Origin of the sequence: Parasaccharibacter sp. TMW 2.1891 (assembly GCF_023337675.1) — a bacterium.
Classification (GTDB): domain Bacteria; phylum Pseudomonadota; class Alphaproteobacteria; order Acetobacterales; family Acetobacteraceae; genus Bombella; species Bombella apis.
This window is the reverse complement of the sequence record NZ_QORT01000001.1, coordinates 620,723-640,941: the sequence shown is the minus strand read 5'-3', so window position 1 is coordinate 640,941 and position 20,219 is coordinate 620,723. Positions and strand designations below refer to the sequence as shown.

18 protein-coding genes are annotated in these 20,219 nt (G+C 61.1%); 9 read left to right on the top strand and 9 right to left on the bottom strand.

The window, feature by feature from the left end:
• Positions 1–25 precede the first annotated feature (25 nt).
• From DTJ15_RS02770 to DTJ15_RS02740, 7 genes are all read left to right on the top strand, one after another.
• On the top strand, positions 26–1,480 hold the full coding sequence (locus DTJ15_RS02770) for a PepSY domain-containing protein (RefSeq protein ID WP_249109340.1): 1,455 nt from the start codon (positions 26–28) through the stop codon (positions 1,478–1,480).
• Positions 1,477–1,797: a hypothetical protein gene (locus tag DTJ15_RS02765; protein ID WP_249109337.1), complete on the top strand. Its 321-nt coding sequence runs from the start codon at positions 1,477–1,479 to the stop codon at positions 1,795–1,797. Before DTJ15_RS02770 ends, DTJ15_RS02765 begins: the two co-directional genes overlap by 4 nt.
• The gene (locus DTJ15_RS02760; protein ID WP_081563035.1) at positions 1,794–2,831 is read left to right on the top strand and encodes a hypothetical protein; all 1,038 of its coding nucleotides are present in this window, start codon (positions 1,794–1,796) and stop codon (positions 2,829–2,831) included. Before DTJ15_RS02765 ends, DTJ15_RS02760 begins: the two co-directional genes overlap by 4 nt.
• 26 nt (positions 2,832–2,857) lie before the next feature.
• The gene (gene thrC / locus DTJ15_RS02755) at positions 2,858–4,255 is read left to right on the top strand and encodes a threonine synthase (RefSeq protein WP_043560577.1); all 1,398 of its coding nucleotides are present in this window, start codon (positions 2,858–2,860) and stop codon (positions 4,253–4,255) included.
• A gap of 163 nt (positions 4,256–4,418) precedes the next feature.
• On the top strand, positions 4,419–5,687 hold the full coding sequence (locus DTJ15_RS02750) for a pitrilysin family protein (protein ID WP_086431190.1): 1,269 nt from the start codon (positions 4,419–4,421) through the stop codon (positions 5,685–5,687).
• Positions 5,684–7,033 carry a TldD/PmbA family protein gene (locus DTJ15_RS02745; protein WP_086431092.1) on the top strand — a complete coding sequence of 450 codons (1,350 nt, stop codon included), beginning with the start codon at positions 5,684–5,686 and terminating at the stop codon, positions 7,031–7,033. Before DTJ15_RS02750 ends, DTJ15_RS02745 begins: the two co-directional genes overlap by 4 nt.
• 7 nt (positions 7,034–7,040) lie before the next feature.
• Positions 7,041–8,018 (top strand): TIM44-like domain-containing protein, encoded by a 978-nt coding sequence (locus tag DTJ15_RS02740; RefSeq protein WP_043560579.1) that lies wholly within the window; start codon positions 7,041–7,043, stop codon positions 8,016–8,018.
• 234 nt (positions 8,019–8,252) lie between these two features.
• On the opposite strand, the gene DTJ15_RS02735 is transcribed toward DTJ15_RS02740, so the two are convergent.
• From DTJ15_RS02735 to DTJ15_RS02725, 3 genes are all read right to left on the bottom strand, one after another.
• A complete protein-coding gene (locus DTJ15_RS02735; protein WP_043560582.1) occupies positions 8,253–9,218 on the bottom strand; it encodes a heme o synthase in 966 nt (321 codons plus the stop codon).
• Between the two features lie 11 nt (positions 9,219–9,229).
• Positions 9,230–10,369, bottom strand: a complete 1,140-nt coding sequence (locus DTJ15_RS02730; RefSeq protein ID WP_249109336.1) for a hypothetical protein — start codon at positions 10,367–10,369, stop codon at positions 9,230–9,232.
• Between the two features lie 169 nt (positions 10,370–10,538).
• Positions 10,539–11,195: a class I SAM-dependent methyltransferase gene (locus DTJ15_RS02725; RefSeq protein WP_103765432.1), complete on the bottom strand. Its 657-nt coding sequence runs from the start codon at positions 11,193–11,195 to the stop codon at positions 10,539–10,541.
• Between the two features lie 184 nt (positions 11,196–11,379).
• Here DTJ15_RS02725 and DTJ15_RS02720 point away from each other — a divergent pair, with 184 nt between their 5' ends.
• On the top strand, positions 11,380–11,682 hold the full coding sequence (locus DTJ15_RS02720) for a hypothetical protein (RefSeq protein ID WP_249079438.1): 303 nt from the start codon (positions 11,380–11,382) through the stop codon (positions 11,680–11,682).
• Between the two features lie 40 nt (positions 11,683–11,722).
• Here the strand turns inward: DTJ15_RS02720 and gshB are convergent, their stop codons facing one another.
• From gshB to uvrB, 4 genes are read right to left on the bottom strand one after another with little or no spacing between them, the layout of a single operon-like run.
• Positions 11,723–12,709 (bottom strand): glutathione synthase, encoded by a 987-nt coding sequence (gene gshB / locus DTJ15_RS02715; RefSeq protein ID WP_081563030.1) that lies wholly within the window; start codon positions 12,707–12,709, stop codon positions 11,723–11,725.
• A gap of 59 nt (positions 12,710–12,768) precedes the next feature.
• Positions 12,769–13,269, bottom strand: coding sequence for a transcription elongation factor GreB (greB, locus tag DTJ15_RS02710; protein ID WP_043560592.1), 501 nt, complete (start codon positions 13,267–13,269; stop codon positions 12,769–12,771).
• Positions 13,270–13,275: 6 nt separating this feature from the next.
• Positions 13,276–14,184: an aldose 1-epimerase gene (locus DTJ15_RS02705; protein ID WP_043560595.1), complete on the bottom strand. Its 909-nt coding sequence runs from the start codon at positions 14,182–14,184 to the stop codon at positions 13,276–13,278.
• A gap of 2 nt (positions 14,185–14,186) precedes the next feature.
• Positions 14,187–16,304, bottom strand: coding sequence for an excinuclease ABC subunit UvrB (gene uvrB / locus DTJ15_RS02700; protein WP_249109335.1), 2,118 nt, complete (start codon positions 16,302–16,304; stop codon positions 14,187–14,189).
• 182 nt (positions 16,305–16,486) lie between these two features.
• Here uvrB and DTJ15_RS02695 point away from each other — a divergent pair, with 182 nt between their 5' ends.
• Positions 16,487–16,843: a hypothetical protein gene (locus tag DTJ15_RS02695; protein ID WP_154981585.1), complete on the top strand. Its 357-nt coding sequence runs from the start codon at positions 16,487–16,489 to the stop codon at positions 16,841–16,843.
• A 63-nt stretch (positions 16,844–16,906) separates the two neighbouring features.
• On the opposite strand, the gene DTJ15_RS02690 is transcribed toward DTJ15_RS02695, so the two are convergent.
• The gene (locus tag DTJ15_RS02690) at positions 16,907–18,265 is read right to left on the bottom strand and encodes an AarF/ABC1/UbiB kinase family protein (RefSeq protein WP_043560600.1); all 1,359 of its coding nucleotides are present in this window, start codon (positions 18,263–18,265) and stop codon (positions 16,907–16,909) included.
• Between the two features lie 72 nt (positions 18,266–18,337).
• A complete protein-coding gene (locus tag DTJ15_RS02685; RefSeq protein WP_249109334.1) occupies positions 18,338–20,197 on the bottom strand; it encodes a M3 family oligoendopeptidase in 1,860 nt (619 codons plus the stop codon).
• Positions 20,198–20,219: the final 22 nt, after the last annotated feature.

Sequence of the window (20,219 nt, the reverse complement as noted above, 5' to 3'; positions counted from 1 at the left end):
TCATTTATGCCGTGTTGCGTCCATCATGTCTCCAAGGCTCCGCACCGCACTGCGCCTTTTCCATCGCTGGATCGGCTTCCCGGCTGGCCTTTTCCTGTTCGTTCTCTGCTTCACCGGCTCGCTGGCCTGTTTTTCTCCGGAAATACAGGGCTGGATGCAGCCCCGCACCGCCCTCCACAGTCCCCTGCCCGCCATGACACACACCGGCCTGCTGAAGGCCGGACAGAATCTGAAGACACAGCTCGACACGGGCATCTTCGCTTTCCTGAAACTTCCCTCTCCACGGGACCCCGTTTTCCGCCTCTGGCACTATGATGGGCGCATCTTCCTCGGCCCGGCCCTTGCGCCTGACACGGGCCTGCCGCTGACAGACCATGACGTCACCGGCGGCACGTTTTTCGTGACCCTCCATGCCAGCCTTCACCTGCCCAACCCATGGGGGCAGATACTGACAACCACCGTAGGCATCGGTCTGCTCGTGACACTATTGACCGGCCTGTGGCTCCAGCTGCGCCGCTTCCTGCCGGACCTGCTACTTTTCCGCCCCCGGGCTGCCTCCCAACGCCGCTGGCTGGACCTGCACCTGCTGTGCGGCACGCTGAGCCTGCCCGTCCTGTTCATCATCGGCCTGTCCGGCGTGATCCTTCAGTCCCAGAAGCTCATCCACATGATGAACCCGCCCCATCACCCCGCAGGCCATGCCAGTCGCCATCAGGCCCACACAGCCATACCACCGTCCCTGTCTCCCGCCATCATCAGCAGCCTGACCGAAAACGGCCTGCGGCAGTGGGGCACGGTAGCAGATGGATTCTTCATGCAGACCGGCAGGGAAATCGGCCTTTATGGCCCTGACACCCTGCATTTCTGCCTCCAGAGGCAGGCCCTGACACCTTCCCACCCCACCCTGCCGCCCCGGTCCGTCTGCCCGACCGTACACAGCTTCTTCGTGGGACTGCACAACCTGCGCTGGGCCGGACTGGCAACACGCTGGTTCTACTGCTTCAGCGGTCTGATGGGCTGCATCATCATCGGGTCCGGCCTGGTCCTCTTCCTGCAGTCGGAAAGGAACAGCATCACCCATCACCCTGTTTCCTCCACAATCCGGCAGCGCCTCCAGCGCAGTCATGAGGCCGTCACCATCGCCACCACACTGGGGCTGCCCCTGGCCACGCTGGCCCTGTTCTGGAGCACACGCCTCCCCACGCCGTTTTCCCTGTCGCCCATTCTCTGGGAAAAAAGTGTTTTCTTCGGTCTCTGGAGCCTCTCACTGCTCCATGCCTTCATCATCAGACCGGCAACCTGCCAGCAGCTCGCCCTTGTGGCTGTTCTGGGCACTGGCACTACAGGACTCGACCTGCTGACTCGCCCTTTTCATACGGGGCGACCTCTCCTCTTCGGCACCGTGGACCTTCTGGCAGCCTGCCTTGGACTGGCTGCCCTGTCCGTTCTTCTGCATCTTTTCCGAAAGCAGGCAGCATGATCATCCTGTTCCTCATGGGCCTCTGGGCTGCTGTCTGGCTGCTCCATCTCAACAGACTGCCCACCTACAGGCGACAGAATCCCTGCCATCTTCCCCCTGCCGGAACGCTGCAGACGCTTCTCCGCCTGGCCCTGCCTGCCGCCGGCCTGACCGGAGCCTGCCTTCTGGAAGGACTGGAGGGACTGTTCCTCTGGACCTTCACAGCTCCAGCCACGGGCTTTCTGCTCGGCCTGACCCTCCCCCATCTGCCACACTCACCAGCTCCCAAAGGCCGGAACTTGCAAAACCATCGGGGAACACCCAGATACCTGCCATGAAAATACGTCTGTCCTCACTGCTGACCTCAGCCCTTATCATGTCGGCCGCCGTTCTGGGGCTCAGCCCCGCTGCCAGAGCAGACCGCCCCTGGCAGGACGCCCATGTGCAGGCCCGGATTGTTGGCGAACATGAGCTGAGCCTGCCGCTGGCCCCCTCGCTGAATTCCCTTCCCGATGGGTCCCCCTTCGCCTTGGGTATGACGGGCAAGATCTATCGTCTGGACCCCGTGGACAGCCGCCTCACTCTCCTGATGGACGAGTTGCCCGCCATCACGGCCCTGACGGCGACATCCCAGGGCCTCTGGGCCGTAACACAGGCGCCCACGCCCGCACTGCTCAATATCGCACCGGATACAGGGGTCATCCTCAACCATATCGGCTTCAGCAACGCCCTGGCCGTCGGCAGCCACATTTCGGCCCTTCAGGTCACGGACAGCAAGGCTTTTCTGGTCGATGACGGCGTTCCGGCTTTCGTCATCATCGACCTCAGGAGCGGTCATGCAGAGCGTCTGCTGGAAGGCGCCCCCTCCCTCAGCAGCCATGCCCCTCTCATCCGGCATGGCCAGCCCGTCACGACGGCACAGGGGCAGCCCAAAACGGGGGGCAACGTGCGCTTCCTCCTACTGGACCACGGCAAAAACTGGCTATTTTATCAGACTCCGACAGGGCCACTTTACCGAATCGGAACTGACATTCTGACCGATTCCAGCCTTGGCCCGGCGGAACGGATAGAAGCCATGACAAACTGGCGCCGTACCCCCAGCCTTGGCGGCATGACCATCAGCCGGGATGACACGATCTACATGATCGACATCGAACATGGAGACCTGCTCGCCTTTGGTGCCGACCGCCTGCCCTGGCGTCTGCTTCATGATGAGAAACTCTATGATGCCCAGGCCGTCACACTGCTCAAAGGCCGCTCAGGCGTGCCGGGACGGCTGGCTGTCCTGACCGGTTCCGCCATGCCGGAAAACGGCATGAATCCGGCCCCAACAACCAATCACCAGCATCTTCTGGAAATTACCCTGCCCTGATGGCGTTTCGGTGATATAGTGGGGGCATGCGTTATCGATCTACCCGCGGCACACTGGATGCCGCTGCCCCCGACTTTTCCGATATTCTGCTCAGCGGTCTGGCTGGTGATGGCGGGCTCTACATGCCCGATCACTGGCCGCATATCCCCCGCGAGACCCTGACAGGCTGGCGCACCCTCTCCTATGCCGACCTTGCGGCAGAGGTCATCGGCCTGTTCACCGAGGGCAGCATAGACCGTGACACACTCCGTACCATGGCGCACGACGTCTACGGACAATTCGACCACGCCGCCGTAGCACCGCTGGTGGAAGTGGAGGATGGTCTCTTTTCGCTGGAGCTGTTCCACGGCCCGACGCTCGCCTTCAAGGACATGGCCATGCAGATGCTTGGCCGCCTCTTCGAACATGTACTGAAACAGCGCAACCACCATGTGACCATTGTCGGTGCCACATCGGGCGATACAGGATCCGCCGCCATCGAGGCCTTCCGTGGCCGGGAACATGTGTCCATCGTCATTCTCCATCCCCATGGCCGGACGTCGGAAGTCCAGCGCCGCCAGATGACCACAGTGCTGGAGGACAACGTCCTCAACATCGCCGTGGAAGGCGACTTTGATGACTGTCAGGACATGGTCAAAGCCATGTTCGCCGATGAATCCTTCCGTACGGACTGCGCCCTCTCCGCCGTCAACTCCATCAACTGGGCCCGCATTGCAGCCCAGATTCCCTATTATGTCCGCTCCGCCCTCGCTCTTGGTGGGCCGGACCGCCCGGTTTCCTTCGCCGTGCCAACCGGCAACTTCGGCAACATCCTGGCCGCCTGGGTAGCCAGCCAGATGGGGCTGCCTGTCGATCATCTCTGTGTCGGCTCCAACCGGAACGACATCCTGACCCGCTTCCTTCTGAACAACGACATGACGAAGCGGCAGGTGGAGCCGAGCCTCTCCCCCTCCATGGACATTCAGGTTTCGTCCAACTTCGAGCGTCTGCTGTTCGAGATGCTGGGCCGTGATCCCAACCGCTGCCGTGCCATCATGGAAGAATTCCGGCAGACGGGCTGCATGGCCGTGCCACATGACGCCTGGGAGCAGATCCGGGAAACTTTCCACGGCGTTGCCCTGAGTGACGAGCAGACGACCGCCACGATGAAGGCACTTTACGCTGAAAGCCATTATCTGGCAGACCCTCACTCCGCCATCGGCTTGGCAGCGGGGCGGCGCTTCCGTGAAGCAGGCGTGCCGATGGTGGCCGCCGCCACGGCCCACCCGGCCAAGTTCCCCGATGCCGTAAAGAAAGCAACCGGCATCCATCCGGAGTTGCCGCCGCATCTGGCAGACCTCTTCTCCCGCAAGGAACGTTATGAGGTTCTTCCCAACGACCTCGAAAAGGTCAAAGCGGCTGTCCGGGCGCATCGCGGACGCTGAGTCCTGCGCTGGCTGCTACACATGGGCAAAAGGGGATGGCCCTGTCAGGCTGTCCCCTTTTCCGTCTGCCCCGTGAAAAACGGGGGGACTGGAAAAAGACTCCCGGCACCCCATATTGCAAACACTTTCCGCTTCTTCTCACATCATGGACACGCAGAACTGCATGAGCGAACAGATCAGACGTACGACTCTTGAAAATGGCCTCAACATCGTGACGGAACGGATGGAGCGTGTCGAAACCGTCTCGTTCGGAGCCTATGTGGCTGCTGGCACCCGCCATGAAAGCGAAGCCACCAATGGAGCAGCCCATTTTCTCGAGCATATGGCCTTCAAAGGAACAGGGCGTCGTTCTGCCATCCGCATTGCCGAGGAAATCGAAAATGTGGGCGGTTATCTCAACGCCTACACGGCCAGGGAGAATACAGCCTATTACGTCAAGCTGCTGAAGGATGATCTGCCACTTGGCGTGGACCTCATCGGCGACATCCTCACCCACAGCACCTTTCTGCCGGAAGAAGTGGAGCGGGAACGTGGTGTCATCCTTCAGGAAATCGGTCAGGCGAATGATACGCCTGATGACATCGTCTTTGACCATTTCCAGGAATGTGCCTACCCCGATCAGCCCATGGGCCGCCCCATCCTTGGCACGGAAGATGGCATCGCCAGCATGAGCCGGGAGACGCTCATGGCCTACATGCATGAGCATTACAGCACGCAGAACATGGTCATCGCCGCAGCGGGCAATCTCCACCATGATGAGGTTGTCGACCTCGTCCGTACCCATTTTGCCGACCTGCCCACGCACACGCCACCACAGGCCGTACCGGGCCGGTATGTCGGCGGGATGAAGCAGACGGACCGCAAGCTGGACCAGGTCCACCTCCTGCTGGGTTTCCCCGCCCCCGGCTATCGGGAAAAAGGCTATTACAGTGCCATGATCCTCTCCACCCTGCTGGGAGGTGGCATGTCGTCCCGTCTGTTCCAGGAAATCCGGGAGCGGCGCGGGCTCGTCTACAGCGTCTACACCTTTGCCAGCCCCTTTGCGGACAGCGGCATGTTCGGCCTCTATGCCGGGACCGGGCCAGACAAGACGGACGAACTGATTCCTGCCGCCCTGACTGAGCTCAGCACCCTCCAGAAGGGAATCAGCAAGGAAGAACTGGACCGTGCCCGCACGCAGCTCAAGGCCTCGCTGCTCATGTCGCTGGAGAGCACAGGCAGCCGCTGTGCCCAGATCGCCCGCCAGATCCAGGTCCATGACCGCATCATTTCCACCAGCGACATGATCCGCAAGATCGATGCCGTAACGGAAGAGGACGTCCTGGCCATGGCCCGGACCATCTTCAACGGGGCTCCGACGCTGACCACCATGGGACCAGCCCGCAACATCCCCGGGCCAGATGCCATCCACGCCGCACTGAAATCCGCATGACCGATCTGCTCCCCCATCTTGAGGCCGCCCTGAAGTTTGCCCGCCAGCACGGTGCCGACCATGCCGATGCGGTCATGCTCCGTGGCCGGAGCCGCTCCGCCATGATCCGGCAGGGTCAGGCGGAAGGCCTCCGCCATGCGGAGAGCCTGTCCCTCGGGCTGCGTGTCTTCCATCAGGGCCGTGTGGCCACGGTCTCCGGCAATGACGTAACGCCGGAAGCCCTCTCACAGCTTGCAGAACGGGCCTGTGCCATGGCCAGGGTCGTTCCTCCATCCCCTGATGACGGTCTGGCAGACGAACCGCTCATGCCTGTTCCTGCCAGCACGATTGCAAAGCTCGACCTGCTCGACCCCTCTGGCACGCCGGATACGCCGGCCCTGCTGGACAGAGCCCGTGAGATGGAAGACGCAGCCCTCTCACATGCAGGCATCACCAACAGCAGTGGTGCCTCAACCAGCACGACCCTTCAGGACATCGCCCTGGCCACCAGTGCCGGCTTTGCCGGCCAGTATCAGCGCAGCGGCCACAGCTGTGGCGTCAGCGTCCTGGCGGGAACAGGAACAGGGATGCAACGGGATTATGCCCTGCACAGTGCCGTGCATCAGGCCGACCTAGAAAATCCTGCCCGGCTGGGCCATGAGGCGGCCCGCCGTGCCCTTGCCCGGCTGAACCCTACCCGCCCCAGAACGGGCCTCTATCCGGTCCTGTTCGACCCCCGCGTGTCCGGCTCCCTGCTGGGGCATCTCGCTGGGGCGATCAATGGATCCGCCATCGTGCAGGGGACTTCCTTCCTCAAGGACAGGCTGAATGAAGCGGTATTTGGGTCTGGCGTCACCATCACCGATGACCCGACCCTGCCCCGTCTTGCCGGTTCCCGCCCCTTTGATGGTGAGGGCACGGCCTGCCTGCCGCTGGACCTTGTGAAAGACGGGCAGCTTCGCCACTGGCTGCTGGACAGCCGCTGTGCCCGCAGGCTGGGTCTGCCCGCCAGCAATGGCCGGGCCAACCGGACCAGCGGGGGCAATGTCCACCCCGGTCCGTCCAACCTGTTCCTTCATGCGGGCACCCACTCCCCTGAAGAACTGAGACGTGATATCAGGGAGGGTGTGCTCATCACCGAACTGATGGGCAACGCCATCAACATGCTGACAGGCGATTACAGCCGGGGCGGTTCAGGCTTCATGATCCGCAATGGCGAGATTGCCGAGCCTGTATCAGGCATCACGGTGGCAGGTAATCTGCTTGACATGTTTGCGCGGCTCATCCCCGCCAATGACCTCAACCTGATGACGGGCCATCACGCCCCAACCATCCGTATTGACCAGATGAGTCTTGCTGGAGACTGACCAGATTATGCGTATTCGTCTTTTCCCCCTCGCAGCGGCAGCCCTGTGCCTGCCACTCTTTGCCCTTGCTCCGGCTGCCGATGCCAGAGCTGGCATGGGGTCTTCCCTGGGCAGCCGGGGCTCCCGCACCTATAGCCCCCCGCCCCGCACCAGCCTCACCCCCAACTGGACCCGGCCCATGGACCGCAGCATGACGCCCCGCACGCCGTCCTATGCCTCTCCGGCACCGGAGAGCGGCTTCAGTCGGCCAAACTTCGGCAACAGCATGCGACCACCCTTTGCCATGCGGCACCCCTTTCTGACCGGGCTGGCTGGTGGCTTCCTTGGGGCCGGGCTGTTCGGAATGCTGAGCGGGCATGGCTTCTTCAGCGGTTTCAGCGGGGGCGGCGGGTCCTTCTTCGGCTTCCTCATTCAGGTGCTGGTCGTTGCCTTCATCATCAATTTCCTCATCAAACTCTGGCGGAAACGGTCTTCCAACAACACCATGTCCAGCAATGCAGGTGGCTCTGGCCTGTTTGGTGCAGCCGGTGGCGCTTCCTCCCCCTTCACCAGCCAGCCGCAGCAGGCTCCTTCGCAGGGCGTGACCCTGACGCCTGATGATTACAGCACCTTCCAGCAGTTGCTGATAAACGTACAGGCTGCCTGGAGCGCACAGGACATGATGTCCCTCCAGCGCATGGCGACGCCTGAAATGGTCAGTTACTTCAACAACCAGCTTTCCGAGCTGACAAGCCGTGGTGCCCGCAACATCGTCTCTGATATCCAGTTCCTGCGGGGTGACCTTGCCGAAGCCTGGCGGGAAGGCACAATCACCTACGCCACCGTGGCCCTGCAATATTCCGCCATTGATGTCACGACCGACAGCATGGGCAATGTTCTGGACGGCAGCAAAACCGAACGCCAGACCATCACGGAACTCTGGACCTTCCTCCGTGCCGATGGCCGGGGCAACTGGATCCTCTCCGCCATCCAGCAGGCCGGGTGACCACTCCCCTGGGCGAGAGGCAGCCACCCTGCCTCTCAGCCGCCCTCACCTGAATGAAAAAACCCCGCTTGCCTGAACCTTTCATGGACAGGCAGGCGGGGTTTTCTTTCCCATCTACGAGAAGACGTCACAGTCGGTACAAAGCCACCACGAACAGGGCCAGCGTGAAAAAGGAAAGCCCGAGAACGATGCCGAAGAGACGGCCCTGGCGGCGGGAAGGAGTGTTATGATCGCTCATGCCAGAAGAACCCTGTCAATCAGAAGGCCACAGAAGAGGAAGAACAGATAGGCCAGTGAATAGCGAAACGCATGACGGGCCGGTTTATCTTTCGTCAGGCTGTTCCCCTTCTCATCCTGTCTGTCAAACAGGACCCGCAGGCCGTAATAGATGAAACCGAGGTCCAGCAGGCTGGCACAGACCGTGTAGAACCAGCCACACTGCCCGACCACGCTCGGCACGAGAGACACGGCGCCCAGAATGAAAGTGTAGATGACGATCTGCCAGCGTGTATGGCGTGCGCCCTTCACGACTGGCAGCATGGGGATGCCCGCACTCTCGTAATCCTTGCACGCATAAAGGGAGAGCGACCAGAAATGCGGAGGCGTCCACAGAAAGACGATGGCGAACATCACCACCGGCAGCACGTCCAGCGATCCCATCGTCGCTGCCCAACCGATCATGGGGGGAAAAGCTCCGGCTGCACCGCCAATCACGATGTTCTGCGGCGTGCTGCGCTTGAGCCACATGGTGTAGATCACACCATAAAAAAAGATGGAAAAAGCCAGAATCCCTGCCGCCAGCAGGTTGGTCGCCAACCAGAGCAGCACAACGGAGGCTACCGACAGCACAACCGCATAAACCAACGCACTCGTTGGTTCGACCCGCCCTCCGGGAACAGGACGAACGCGGGTTCGCTTCATGATCGCATCAATGTCACGATCATACCACATGTTGATGGCACCCGCCGCACCGGCCCCAACACAAATGCAGGCAATGATGACCAGCCCGACAGGTACGGACGGCCATTTCGGCGCTACGGCCATGCCCGCCAACCCGGTGAAGACCACAAGTGAAATCACCCGTGGTTTGAGCAGCGCCACCCAATCTTGCAGAGCCGTATCACCAGCATGTCCCTCGACACGCAGCGCCCCCAGAAAACGGGCCAGTGGAGAGGCCGAAAGACCGGATGATGCCTGCATGGAAAAACACCTTACTCTTCAGGAAAAAGCCCCATTGTCCCCTGGGTCCGCTCTACCAGCAGGCCATACCAGACCATTCCGGCAGACAGGGCGAACATGAGCAGGCTGCAGCCCATCAACAGCACGGCAGGCACGACCAGCTGCGGCAGAATGGAACAGAGCGCCCCGACAAACGTGATGAAAGCATGAATCATGCCAAAAATGGAGAAAGATCGCCCCCACCGTGCCAGTCTGGCCCCGCACCAGCCATAGAAAGCTGCACTGAGAGCAAGAAGGCTGCCGAACATCACAAGCTGATGCCCTGCCGCCCCCAGAACGAAGGCCCCCGGCGGCACCCCCTGTATGCCCCAGACTGGTTCGGTCAGCATGGCGGCCCAGCCAGCGAGCAGCAATACAAGCCCACCGGAAGCCCAGGCCGCCACTGGCCCCGATGGCAGGGCAGTACGCCATCTATCCCCGGCAAAGGCTACGAGAAGAACCAGACAGGGAACCCCCAGCCCGATGCTTAATCCAGCGCTGTAAACCGATGACGGAAGCCCGCCGAAGAGATGGTCAGCCCAGAGCAGAACAGGCACCACACCCATGACGCCAAACGCATGGGGAGCACAGCGGGGTACCCACCCCTGCTCCTTCTGCCCGGGCAGAAGAGCAGCCATGATGATGCCAAGCGAAGGCACGCTCAGCAGGGTCATTTCCACACTGCCACGCAGAACCGTCAGAAGGGCTTCAGGCCCGGCACCAGCCAGACCACTCCGCAGCAGAAAAGCCAGCAGAACGGGAGCGATGATGAGCACAGACAGAGCATTGGCCAGAAACGCCCAGACCAGCGGCGGACAATCACGGAAGGGGATGGACCGCATCTCCAGAACCGTGGCCAGCACATTGAAAGCCAGCGCCAGCACGCCAATGCTCCAGAGAGCCAGCCCGACAAACGGCATGACCGGCAACAGAAAGGCACCTACAGCCAGCACGCCAAAACCGGTACGGACCGCAAACGGCAGAGCCATGCCCTCGCCTTTCAGCAGGTCCGGCAGGAACCAGCGGGCCATCCCGCCCAGAAAAGCCGGGCATACAACATAAAATGTCATCAGCACGGCATGGGACACAACGACACCAGGAGACGGATGCACATGCAGGAAAGGCAACCCCATGGCGCCCCCCAACATGCCAGCAAACAACGCCAGCAGAAAAAACGCCCCACCGCTTCTCCCATGACGGGATGAAGATACTGTCTGAAATAACGGCCTTGAAGTCACTCTATTCCGCCAGCCTGTTGCCACCATGAAACATCTGCCTTGCTCGAAGGCAGATGGATTTCCCCTACTTAGTCTTCTCAGGCGGCAATGTCACGAGGGTGAACAGACCCGCCGGAGGGACGGGCACGATGGTCGCCCGGGCCATATCCTCCGGTGGAAGCAGGGATTCAATGGCAAAATCAGGATGCCAGCCCAGCGCACGGGAGGCCCGGGCCATGACCTTCTCCACCTTCAGCCGAAGGCCCCCACGGGCAAGGAAATGGTTGACAAAAAGGATGTGTCCCCCCGGTTTCACCACCCTCTTCAACTCTGCCAGAAGCAGGTCCGGATGAGGCACGACAGAGGCCACGAACATGCCGACGGCAATATCAAAGCTGTTATCGGCAAAGGTGGTATGTTCGGCGTCCATCACCATAAGTTCATCAACATTACGGAGACCTTCCCTCTTCACACGCTCCCGGGCAAGGGCCAGCATGTCTTCCGAGAGGTCGATTCCTGTAATGCGTTTGTCGGACCTGTAGGAAGGAAGGGCCAGCCCGGTTCCAACTCCCACCTCCAGCACACGCGTGCCCGGAAGCGCATTGACAGCCGCCACGGCCCGCCGTCGCCCGAAAGCAGATACACCGCCAAAAACCTTGTCGTACATGCGGGCCCAACGGCGATAGGCATCACGTACGCTGTCAGCATCGAGGGAAGAACGGGGTTTAAGGGAAGACACCATGAAAATGCAGCCTCAACTGTCTGCCCCCAACAAAGCGGGGAGCATTATCGCTACTGATACCGATCAGTCCGCCCCTTTCTTGCCCCCCAACGCCCTTGGCTGACAAGGTATTCTGACGATATTATGCGAAAAAATTTGGTCTACCTGTCCAGAACAGAACCAGAACTCATGACTGGATCACACGATGAAGCATCTCGATCTCATATTGGCCCTTCTCTGCCTGTTTTTCTGGGTGGCCCTTTATGTCGTCTATTACCATGAAAGACTGTTTCCATGGCTCATCAACAGGTTCAGCCGGGACAGACCATCCAGGGACCTGAAGGTGGAAAATGGATATTTCTCTGATGGCGTACCCATTCCATTCCGGGACAATCTCTATCCTTCCGACCCTGAAAAAGATGCCAGGGCAGAGGACGGCTCCACATCACCAGAAGAGCCTCCCCACGAGACCGTAACACGGAAAACGGACCAGACACCAAACAGGTGAAAGGCCTGACCATAGGGCCAGGCCGCTTCCATGTTTCCTTTCAGGAAAGACGGGCCTCGATGCAGTCCCAGATCATCCCGGCACTGTTGATGCCATCAAAACGGTCCAGTTCCTGAAGGCCCGTCGGGGAGGTGACGTTGATCTCCGTCAGCCAGTTCCCGATCACGTCAATCCCCGTGAAAATGAGGCCATGTTCCTTCAGGTACGGGCCGATGGTCCGGCAGATTTCCCTGTCACGGTCCGTCAGTTCCACACGTTCGGCACGGCCGCCGACATGCATGTTGGACCGGGCATCACCCTGCGCAGGAACACGGTTGATTGCCCCGATCGGCTCGCCATCCACAAGGATGATGCGCTTGTCCCCCAGCCGCACGGCAGGCTCATAACGCTGCACCATCAGCGGTTCACGGGAGCGGGAGAAGTGCATCTCCAGCAGGGAGGAGAAATTCTCGTCATCCTCCTTCACCCGGAAGATGCCCGCTCCACCATTGCCATAAAGCGGCTTCAGGATGATGTCCCTGTGCTTCTGCCGGAAAGCGGCAATCGCCTCCCGGTCCCACGTCACCAGCGTTGGCGGCATGAGCTGGGGAAAATGCGTGACCAGCAGCTTCTCCGGTGCATTGCGTACGGATACCGGATCATTCACCACGAGGGCCTGCCCCTCGCCCGTGCCATGAACATGCTCCAGCATGTGGGTGGCCGTGATGTAGCCCATGTCGAAAGGCGGGTCCTGCCGCATGAGCACGACATCACATGAGCCGATGTCCAGAACCTCCTCCGGGCCAAAGGCAGCATGATCGCCTTTCTTCCGCTGTACGGTCACCCTGCGGCTCCGGGCCTGAAGACGGCCTGCCGTGCCCTTTCCTTCCAGCAGGGACAGGGTGGTGGGGTGATAGACATGCAGCTCGTGCCCACGACGCTGGGCTTCCAGCATCAGGGCAAAGGTGGAATCACCATCGATGTTGATGTCTTCCAGCGGGTCCATCTGCACGGCAACACGCCGCCGGGAGGAAGAGGACTGGACCATAAGAATAACTCCGCAAAAGCAGTTCAGGACCGAACGGTTTCTTTCAGGCCCCCACCATATCAGGCCGGGTCTGGATAGGCGATGGACAGCACTTCCACAAGGACAGGGCCGGATGGTGTCTGCATGGTGACCTCGTCATGCACGGCAGCTTTCATGAGAGCACGGGCCACCGGAGCCTGCAGGCTGACCTCCCCATGCTCCAGCCGGGACTCATCCACGCCAAGGATCGTCACGGTATAATGACGGTCCTCCTCATCCGCATAGCAGACGGTGGCCCCGAAGAAGACACGGTTCCGGTTGGTCTGGGCTGCCGGGTCCACAATCACGGCCTGATCCAGCCGTTTCGTCAGGAACCGGATGCGCCGGTCGATCTCCCGCAGGCGGCGTTTGCCATACTGGTAGTCCGCATTCTCCGAACGGTCGCCATTACTCGCCGCCCATGAGACGACCTCCACGACCTGCGGCCGCTCCTTCTGGGTCAGCTCTTTCAGCTCAGCCCGCATCCGGGCCGCACCCTGTGGGGAAAGATAACGGTGCAGGGCAATCTTCTCGGCGGCCATGCGGCGTCAGCCTTCCGCCGGACGACGTGAGACATCAGCACGGAAGCGGATCATGCCACCAAGGCTCTGCCCCGGTGCCAGCACATGCACGCCACGCCCGGCGATCTCCGGCCTGTTGAGGGCATCCGTCATGCTCGTGACCGGCTCGATGGCCACATAGCCCTCCTCCGGCTGGGAGAAGACCACCAGATGCGAGAAAATCCGGTCCGCTTCCACCGTCAGGTCTGGCAGACCCCCGGGCTGCTCCAGCCGGGCCTGACCGGCAAACCCGGCAAACCCGTTATCCAGCTTCAGCTCCTCAAGGGCCTGCCCTGTCGAAAAATCCCACTCACCTTCGCAGGATTTTTTTTCGGTCGGCAGGCCGTGACCGTCCGTCAGCCAGACCGAGTCCGCTGCGAATTTCAGGCGGGATTTGGCCTCCGAATGGAAGAAAGGATGGAACCCCAGACCGACCGGCTGATCGACCGTATCGCTGTTCCGGATCACGATGGAGACATGCAGCCCGTCCGCCCGCAGCTCGTAGGACATGACGGCCCGATAGGCATAGGGCCATTCCCCCCGACCGGCTTCATCATCAGAAGGCGTGTGATCGAAAGTCAGGATGGCGTGACTGTCCGTTCTGTGCGCCACCTGCCATTCATGCTCCCAGCCATTGCCATGGATGGGATGCGGGCAGCCCTCCATGTTGGGGACAAGCCTGTGCTCCTCTCCCCCGAAGGCAAAATGGCCGTCTGCAATCCTGTTGACATAGGGCAGCAGAGGATAGGCCCCCACGGCCACGCCCTTCTGGTTCCGCAGGGCCGGATTGGCGACCGGACGGAGCATGTCATGCCCCTGCACCTGCCACTGGCCAAGGGCAGCCCCCGTCTCCGGCAGGATGGTCAGGCTCTGCCCGTCTCTCTTGAGTTCCAGCATGGTCAGTCCTTCTTTTTCCGTCTGGTCGTCTTGCGTTGTCTGGCCTGCGAAGCTGCCGGGGCCGGAGCAATGAGGCCAATGTCGCTGGCCTCCCGCCGGTGAATCTCGTCCCGCAGGGCGGCGGCCTGTTCAAAGTCCAGCTCAGCTGCTGCTTCACGCATTTTCTTGCGCAGATCGTCAATGGTGAGCTGTGGATCAGACTCCGGCGGGGCTTCCTTGCCCGCCAGCTCTTCCTGAAAGAGCGTGTCGCTGATGCGGCTGCGGACCGTCTGCGGCGTGATGCCGTGCGCCTCGTTCCAGGCCATCTGCTTTTCCCGGCGGCGGGCCGTTTCCTCGATGGCGTAACGCAGGCTGTCCGTCTCCTTGTCCGCATAGAGCAGGACACGGCCATTCACGTTACGGGCCGCACGGCCGATCGTCTGCACAAGAGAGGTGCGGGACCGCAGGAAGCCTTCCTTGTCTGCATCGAGAATCGCCACAAGGGCACATTCGGGAATATCCAGCCCTTCCCGCAGCAGGTTGATGCCCACAAGAACATCAAAGGCCCCCAGCCGCAGGTCCCGGATGATCTCCATGCGCTCCAGCGTATCAATGTCGGAATGGAGATACCGCACCTTCACGCCATGTTCGGAAAGATATTCCGTCAGGTCCTCAGCCATGCGCTTGGTCAGGGTCGTGACGAGGACACGGCCATTCTCGGCAATGGTCGCCCTGGCCTCATGCAGCAGGTCGTCCACCTGCCCTTCCACGGGTCGGATGATGGTGATGGGGTCTGTCAGGCCGGTCGGACGGATGATCTGCTCGGCAAACACGCCTTCCGTCTGTTCCATCTCCCACGGCCCCGGCGTGGCGGACACGAAGATGCTCTGCGGCCGGAAGGCATCCCACTCCGAAAAAGACAGGGGCCGGTTATCCAGACAGGAGGGAAGACGGAACCCGAAATCTGCCAGCGTTTCCTTGCGGGCACGGTCCCCCCGTTCCATCCCGCCAATCTGGGGCACGCCGACATGACTTTCATCCACGATCAGCAGGGCATCTTCCGGCAGATATTCAAAGAGGGTTGGCGGCGGATCACCGGGACGGCGACCTGAAAGATAGCGGGAGTAGTTCTCAATTCCCTTGCAGACGCCTGTCGTTTCCAGCATTTCCAGATCAAAATTGGTCCGTTGAAGGATGCGTTCTTCCTCCAGCGGCTTTCCCTTGTCCCTGAAATACTGGATGCGGTCCTGCAGTTCATCCTTGATGCTGACCATCGCCTGATTGAGCGTTGGGCGGGGCGTCACATAATGGGAGCTGGCATAGAGGCTGACCTCTTCCAGATCAGCCGTCTTCTCCCCCGTCAGCGGGTCGAATTCGGTGATGCTTTCCACCTCATCCCCGAAGAGCATGACACGCCACGCCCTGTCCTCGTTCTGGATGGGGAAAATGTCCACCTGCTCCCCCCGCACCCGGAATGACCCACGCTCGAAGGCCAGATCATTCCGCTGGTATTGCAGCTCCACCAGATGGCGGATCAGGTCGTCCCGATCGATGATCTCCCCCGGCACGAGGCGGATTTTCATGCGGGCATAGGATTCGGGCGAGCCGATACCATAAATGCAGGACACGGAGGCCACGATGATGACATCGTTCCTTTCCAGCAGGGCCTGCGTGGCAGCATGGCGCATCCGGTCTATGCGCTCGTTGCGCTGGCTGTCCTTCTCGATGAAGGTATCCGAGCGGGGCACATAGGCTTCCGGCTGATAGTAATCATAGTAGGAAACGAAATATTCCACCGCATTGTCGGGGAAGAACTGTTTCATCTCACTATAGAGCTGGGCCGCCAAGGTCTTGTTGGGAGCCATGATGAGCGTGGGCCGCTGCGCCGCCTCGATCACCTTGGCCATGGTGAAGGTCTTGCCCGACCCTGTCACACCCATCAGCACCTGATCCCGCTCCCCGGCCTGCAACCCGTCCAGCAGGGCGGCAATCGCCTGCGGCTGGTCCCCGGAGGGTTCGTAATCCGATTTGACGACAAACCGGTTGGTCTTCGGTTTGGCGGGCTGTTTTTCAGGGAAAAAATCCGTCTGACGGGGCGTGACCGGTTTTTTCTTTTTGCGGGACGACGAAGAAACTGCCATGGCCCCTAGATGGGAGCATGTTCCTGCCACCACAAGATGCCTCTGACGGAATAAATGGAGCCACCCGTTTCCGGCTGTTCATTCCTCATAAAAAGACTGGCAGTTTTTACAGGGTCGTTTACCATCACACCGCCTCTTCACTGCCCAATGAGGCTCCACTTCCACAAAAAGGTCAGAACCTTATGGATATCGAACAGATCGAGCAGAGCTACACGCAGTTCCGCAACACGGCGCAGCAGGCCTTCCAGCTGATTGACCGGCTGATCGGCCAGATGCAGGACGCCTCGCAGAATGGCGACGCACAGGCCGGGGAATGGGCTGCGAGCCTCCAGCAGATTTCCTCCATCTTCCAGAATGGCCAGGGCCATGCCGGAGACCTCGTCGGCCAGCTGGCCGGTCTGGTGAGCCATCTCGGCGAGAAAAACGGGGGCGAAAGCTCCGGTGAACAGGGCAGCGGCTTCGCCAGCTTCGGCAAGGCCCTCCAGCAGGACGTGATCCAGGAAATCGGCGGCAACCTGCTGAGCAAATTCTTCCGCTGACAGTTCTCTGCCCATCCTGACAGGCAAGGCCGGACCGGTATGCTCACCCGTCCGGCCTTTCCTTCATCTGGCGGGCTGGACCTGCGCCTTCCGCAGGGCATCCTTCTGCCGGGCCGCCAGAACATCCACATTGAAATCCTGCGTCAGCTCCATGAAGAGCCGGTGCCAGTTCACCCGTGCTCCCAGCCGCAGGAAGGCACTACCCAGCCCGATGGCCGAGCGGTCCAGCATGACGAATTCCCGTGGCAGAGTGATGCCGCCCGTGCGCTTCAGCCCGTCATAGACATGCTCCAGCACCCGGCGGGCCTCCTGCGGGTTGTTGCTCTCTTCCACATTGCAGATTTCATCCGTCATGAGAGGACGATAGAAGAAGCGTGCCCACTCATTGAGCACGGCAGCCCGCTCCCGTGAAATGTCCCTGAAGCCCCAGTCATGATAGGCCTCGTAGGCCCGTTCCTCATCGCCATCCCGCAGGGCATCGAAGAGAGACAGGACACCACCGACAAACCGGGGCGAGAAAATGCGTACGGAACCGAAATCCAGCAGGTTCAGCCCACCATCCTGCCGCACGGTGAAATTGCCCATATGCGGGTCACCATGCACGACACCATAATGATAGACGGGCCTGTACCAGGCCTTGAACAGCGCAATTGCAATGGCGTTGCGCTCTTCCTGCGGGAGCTGTTCCTCCAGCACGGACTTCATGGAGCGGCCCCCCACCCAGTCCATCGTCAGCAGCCGTTCCGTGACCAGCCCGGGTACGGGGGCAGGCACGGTAACTTCCGGCACATCCGCCAGCATGAGCCTGTAGAGCCGCAGGTGGCTGGCCTCCCGTGTGTAGTCCAGCTCTTCCCGCATCCGTTCGGCCAGTTCGGCATAGACCTCATCCTGCCGGATGGCATTGCCCACGAGGCTGAACACGCCCAGACCCCGCTTCAGCTGCCGGAGGTCCTGCTCCATGGCTCCCGCCATGCCGGGATATTGCAGCTTGCAGGCCACCTCCCGCCCGTCGGCCAGAGCCGCACGATGCACCTGCCCCAGTGACGCCGCCGCCACGGCCTCATGGCTGAAAGACCGGAAGCGGGATTCCCACCCCGCCCCCAGCTCGGCCCTCATCCGCCGCTGGACGAAGTTCCATCCCATTGGCGGCGCATTGGCCTGGAGATGGGCCAGCTCCTCGGCATAGTCATCAGGCAGGGCACCGGGAATGGTCGAGAGAAGCTGGGCAGCCTTCATCATCGGGCCTTTCAGGTTGCCCAGAACGGCCCGCAGCTCCTCCGCATGGCTGGTCGTGTTGCTCCGCAGGCCCAGCTTGTGCCCGGCCATGCGGGCCGCAACACCCCCCACCATGCTGGAGGCCCGGAACATGCGCTGCATGTTATCGACAAAGCCCGTCCTGTCGATGTCACGTTCACGTGCCATGATCTCAACCCTTACCTGTTGCCCTGTCAGGCAGTGTGCCAGCCTGCATGGCGTGCAGGCCGGCTTTCATCCTCATGCAGCCGGTTCAGCCTCAAGCTGGTCGATCAGCCCGGAAATGACATCCAGACCACGGTTCCAGAAGGACGGATCACCGGCATTCAGCTCGAACGGTGCGAGCAGCTCCTGATGGCGCAACGTGCCACCGGCGGCAAGCATCTCCTTGTATTTTTCCGCAAAGCCTGCCGGGCTGTCCTGATACACGCCATAAAGCGCATTCACCAGACAGTCGCCAAAGGCATAGGCGTACACGTAGAAGGGCGAGTGGATGAAATGCGGAATGTATGACCAGTAGAGGTCATAATCCGGGGTGAAGCTGAAGGCCGGGCCAAGGCTGCGTGTCTGCACGTCCCGCCAGATTTCACCAAGACGCTCGGCAGGGATTTCTCCCCTGCGGCGTTCATCATGCACCTGCACCTCGAACTGGTAGAAGGCGATCTGCCGCACGACCGTGTTCAGCATGTCCTCCACCTTGGAGGCCAGCAGATGATGACGGCGCTTCGGATCACTCTCCGCATCCAGCAGGGACTGGAAGGTCAGCATCTCCCCGAAGACGGAGGCCGTCTCGGCCAGCGTCAGCGGCGTGTCGGAACGGAGATAGCCCTGCTTCTTCCCGGCCAGCATCTGATGGATGCCGTGCCCCATCTCATGGGCCAGCGTCATGACGTCACGGGGACGGCCATGATAGTTCATCAGCAGGTAAGGATGCACGGAGGGCACGACCGGATGGGCAAACGCCCCGGAAGACTTGCCCGGTACGGCTGCCGCATCGATCCACGGGCTGTTGAGGAACGTGCTGGCATGGCGGCCCATCTCCTCATCAAAATCCTGATAGGCACGCTGGACGATCGCCTTGCCCTCATCCCAGCTCAGCCGCCTGTCCTGCACGTCGGGCAGCGGGGCATTGCGGTCCCAGTGTTCCAGCTTGTCCAGCCCCAGCCAGCGGGCCTTCATGCCGTAATAACGGTGGGAGAGACGGGAGAAGGACGACTGCACGGCATCCACCAGCGCATCCACCACCTCGTCTTCCACCATGTTCGCCCGGTTGCGACTGCTGACAGGCCGGGGGTAACCCCGCATGGTATCAATCGTGGCCTTGTCCTTGGCCAGCGTGTTGGTGATGCCCACCAGCAGCTTGTTGTTGGCTGCCAGCGTGGCACTGATGGCCCTGGCCGCCCCTTCCCGCTTTTTCCGGTCGCTGTCCGTCATGTAATTGAACACGTCGCCCAGCGGCTGCTCTTTCCCCTCGAAGGAGACCATCAGCCCGGCCATGGTCTCGTCAAACAGCCGCACCCACGCATTCCGGCCAGAGACGGCCATGTCCATCAGAACACGCTCAACCTCATCGGAAAGCTGATAGGGGCGGAAGACCCGCAGGTCCCGCAGATAAGGCTTCCATGAGGCCAGCTCCGCATTCTCGCTGAAGCCTTTCTCAAGGGCTGCATCATCCAGCCGGTTCAGCTCCAGCGGGAAGAACAGCAGGAAAGCTGAAATGGCGGTCAGACGTTCCCGCACGCTCTGGGCGAAACGGCCACAGGCAGGGTCGGTCGTGTGGGCTGCAAAGAGAAGCTGGGAATAGGAACCGATCTTCCCCAGCCCTTCCTCGATCACCTCATAGCCCTGGAGGGCATGGGCCAGATCGGCCGGAGAGGCCTTGCCCAGCGTACCCTTCCAGCGGCTTTCAAATGTCCGGGCCTCATGGTCCAGCCGGACGAAATCCGACTCAATGGCCGGGTCCTCCGGGGAGGCATAGAGGTCGGAAAGGTCCCAGCGGGGGGCGGCCACGGGCGCAGCCGCCTCACCTTCCGGGGCGGAAACCTGCCTGCCTTCCGGCAGACGGGCAAAGGAGCGTGTCTTGAGAAATGATGTCATCATCCCTGCAGACTAGCCAAGCGAG

Coding starts and splice junctions, on each gene's coding strand:
- DTJ15_RS02735 (WP_043560582.1), bottom strand. CDS start 9,218: ATGCAGGCATCATCCGGTCTTTCGGCCTCTCCACTGGCCCGTTTTCTG.
- DTJ15_RS02765 (WP_249109337.1), top strand. CDS start 1,477: ATGATCATCCTGTTCCTCATGGGCCTCTGGGCTGCTGTCTGGCTGCTC.
- DTJ15_RS02725 (WP_103765432.1), bottom strand. CDS start 11,195: ATGGTGTCTTCCCTTAAACCCCGTTCTTCCCTCGATGCTGACAGCGTA.
- DTJ15_RS02690 (WP_043560600.1), bottom strand. CDS start 18,265: ATGGCACGTGAACGTGACATCGACAGGACGGGCTTTGTCGATAACATG.
- DTJ15_RS02720 (WP_249079438.1), top strand. CDS start 11,380: ATGAAGCATCTCGATCTCATATTGGCCCTTCTCTGCCTGTTTTTCTGG.
- DTJ15_RS02770 (WP_249109340.1), top strand. CDS start 26: ATGTCTCCAAGGCTCCGCACCGCACTGCGCCTTTTCCATCGCTGGATC.
- DTJ15_RS02750 (WP_086431190.1), top strand. CDS start 4,419: ATGAGCGAACAGATCAGACGTACGACTCTTGAAAATGGCCTCAACATC.
- DTJ15_RS02760 (WP_081563035.1), top strand. CDS start 1,794: ATGAAAATACGTCTGTCCTCACTGCTGACCTCAGCCCTTATCATGTCG.
- greB (WP_043560592.1), bottom strand. CDS start 13,269: ATGGCCGCCGAGAAGATTGCCCTGCACCGTTATCTTTCCCCACAGGGT.
- DTJ15_RS02685 (WP_249109334.1), bottom strand. CDS start 20,197: ATGATGACATCATTTCTCAAGACACGCTCCTTTGCCCGTCTGCCGGAA.
- DTJ15_RS02695 (WP_154981585.1), top strand. CDS start 16,487: ATGGATATCGAACAGATCGAGCAGAGCTACACGCAGTTCCGCAACACG.
- DTJ15_RS02740 (WP_043560579.1), top strand. CDS start 7,041: ATGCGTATTCGTCTTTTCCCCCTCGCAGCGGCAGCCCTGTGCCTGCCA.
- DTJ15_RS02730 (WP_249109336.1), bottom strand. CDS start 10,369: ATGGGGTTGCCTTTCCTGCATGTGCATCCGTCTCCTGGTGTCGTTGTG.
- gshB (WP_081563030.1), bottom strand. CDS start 12,709: ATGGTCCAGTCCTCTTCCTCCCGGCGGCGTGTTGCCGTGCAGATGGAC.
- uvrB (WP_249109335.1), bottom strand. CDS start 16,304: ATGGCAGTTTCTTCGTCGTCCCGCAAAAAGAAAAAACCGGTCACGCCC.
- DTJ15_RS02745 (WP_086431092.1), top strand. CDS start 5,684: ATGACCGATCTGCTCCCCCATCTTGAGGCCGCCCTGAAGTTTGCCCGC.
- DTJ15_RS02705 (WP_043560595.1), bottom strand. CDS start 14,184: ATGCTGGAACTCAAGAGAGACGGGCAGAGCCTGACCATCCTGCCGGAG.
- thrC (WP_043560577.1), top strand. CDS start 2,858: ATGCGTTATCGATCTACCCGCGGCACACTGGATGCCGCTGCCCCCGAC.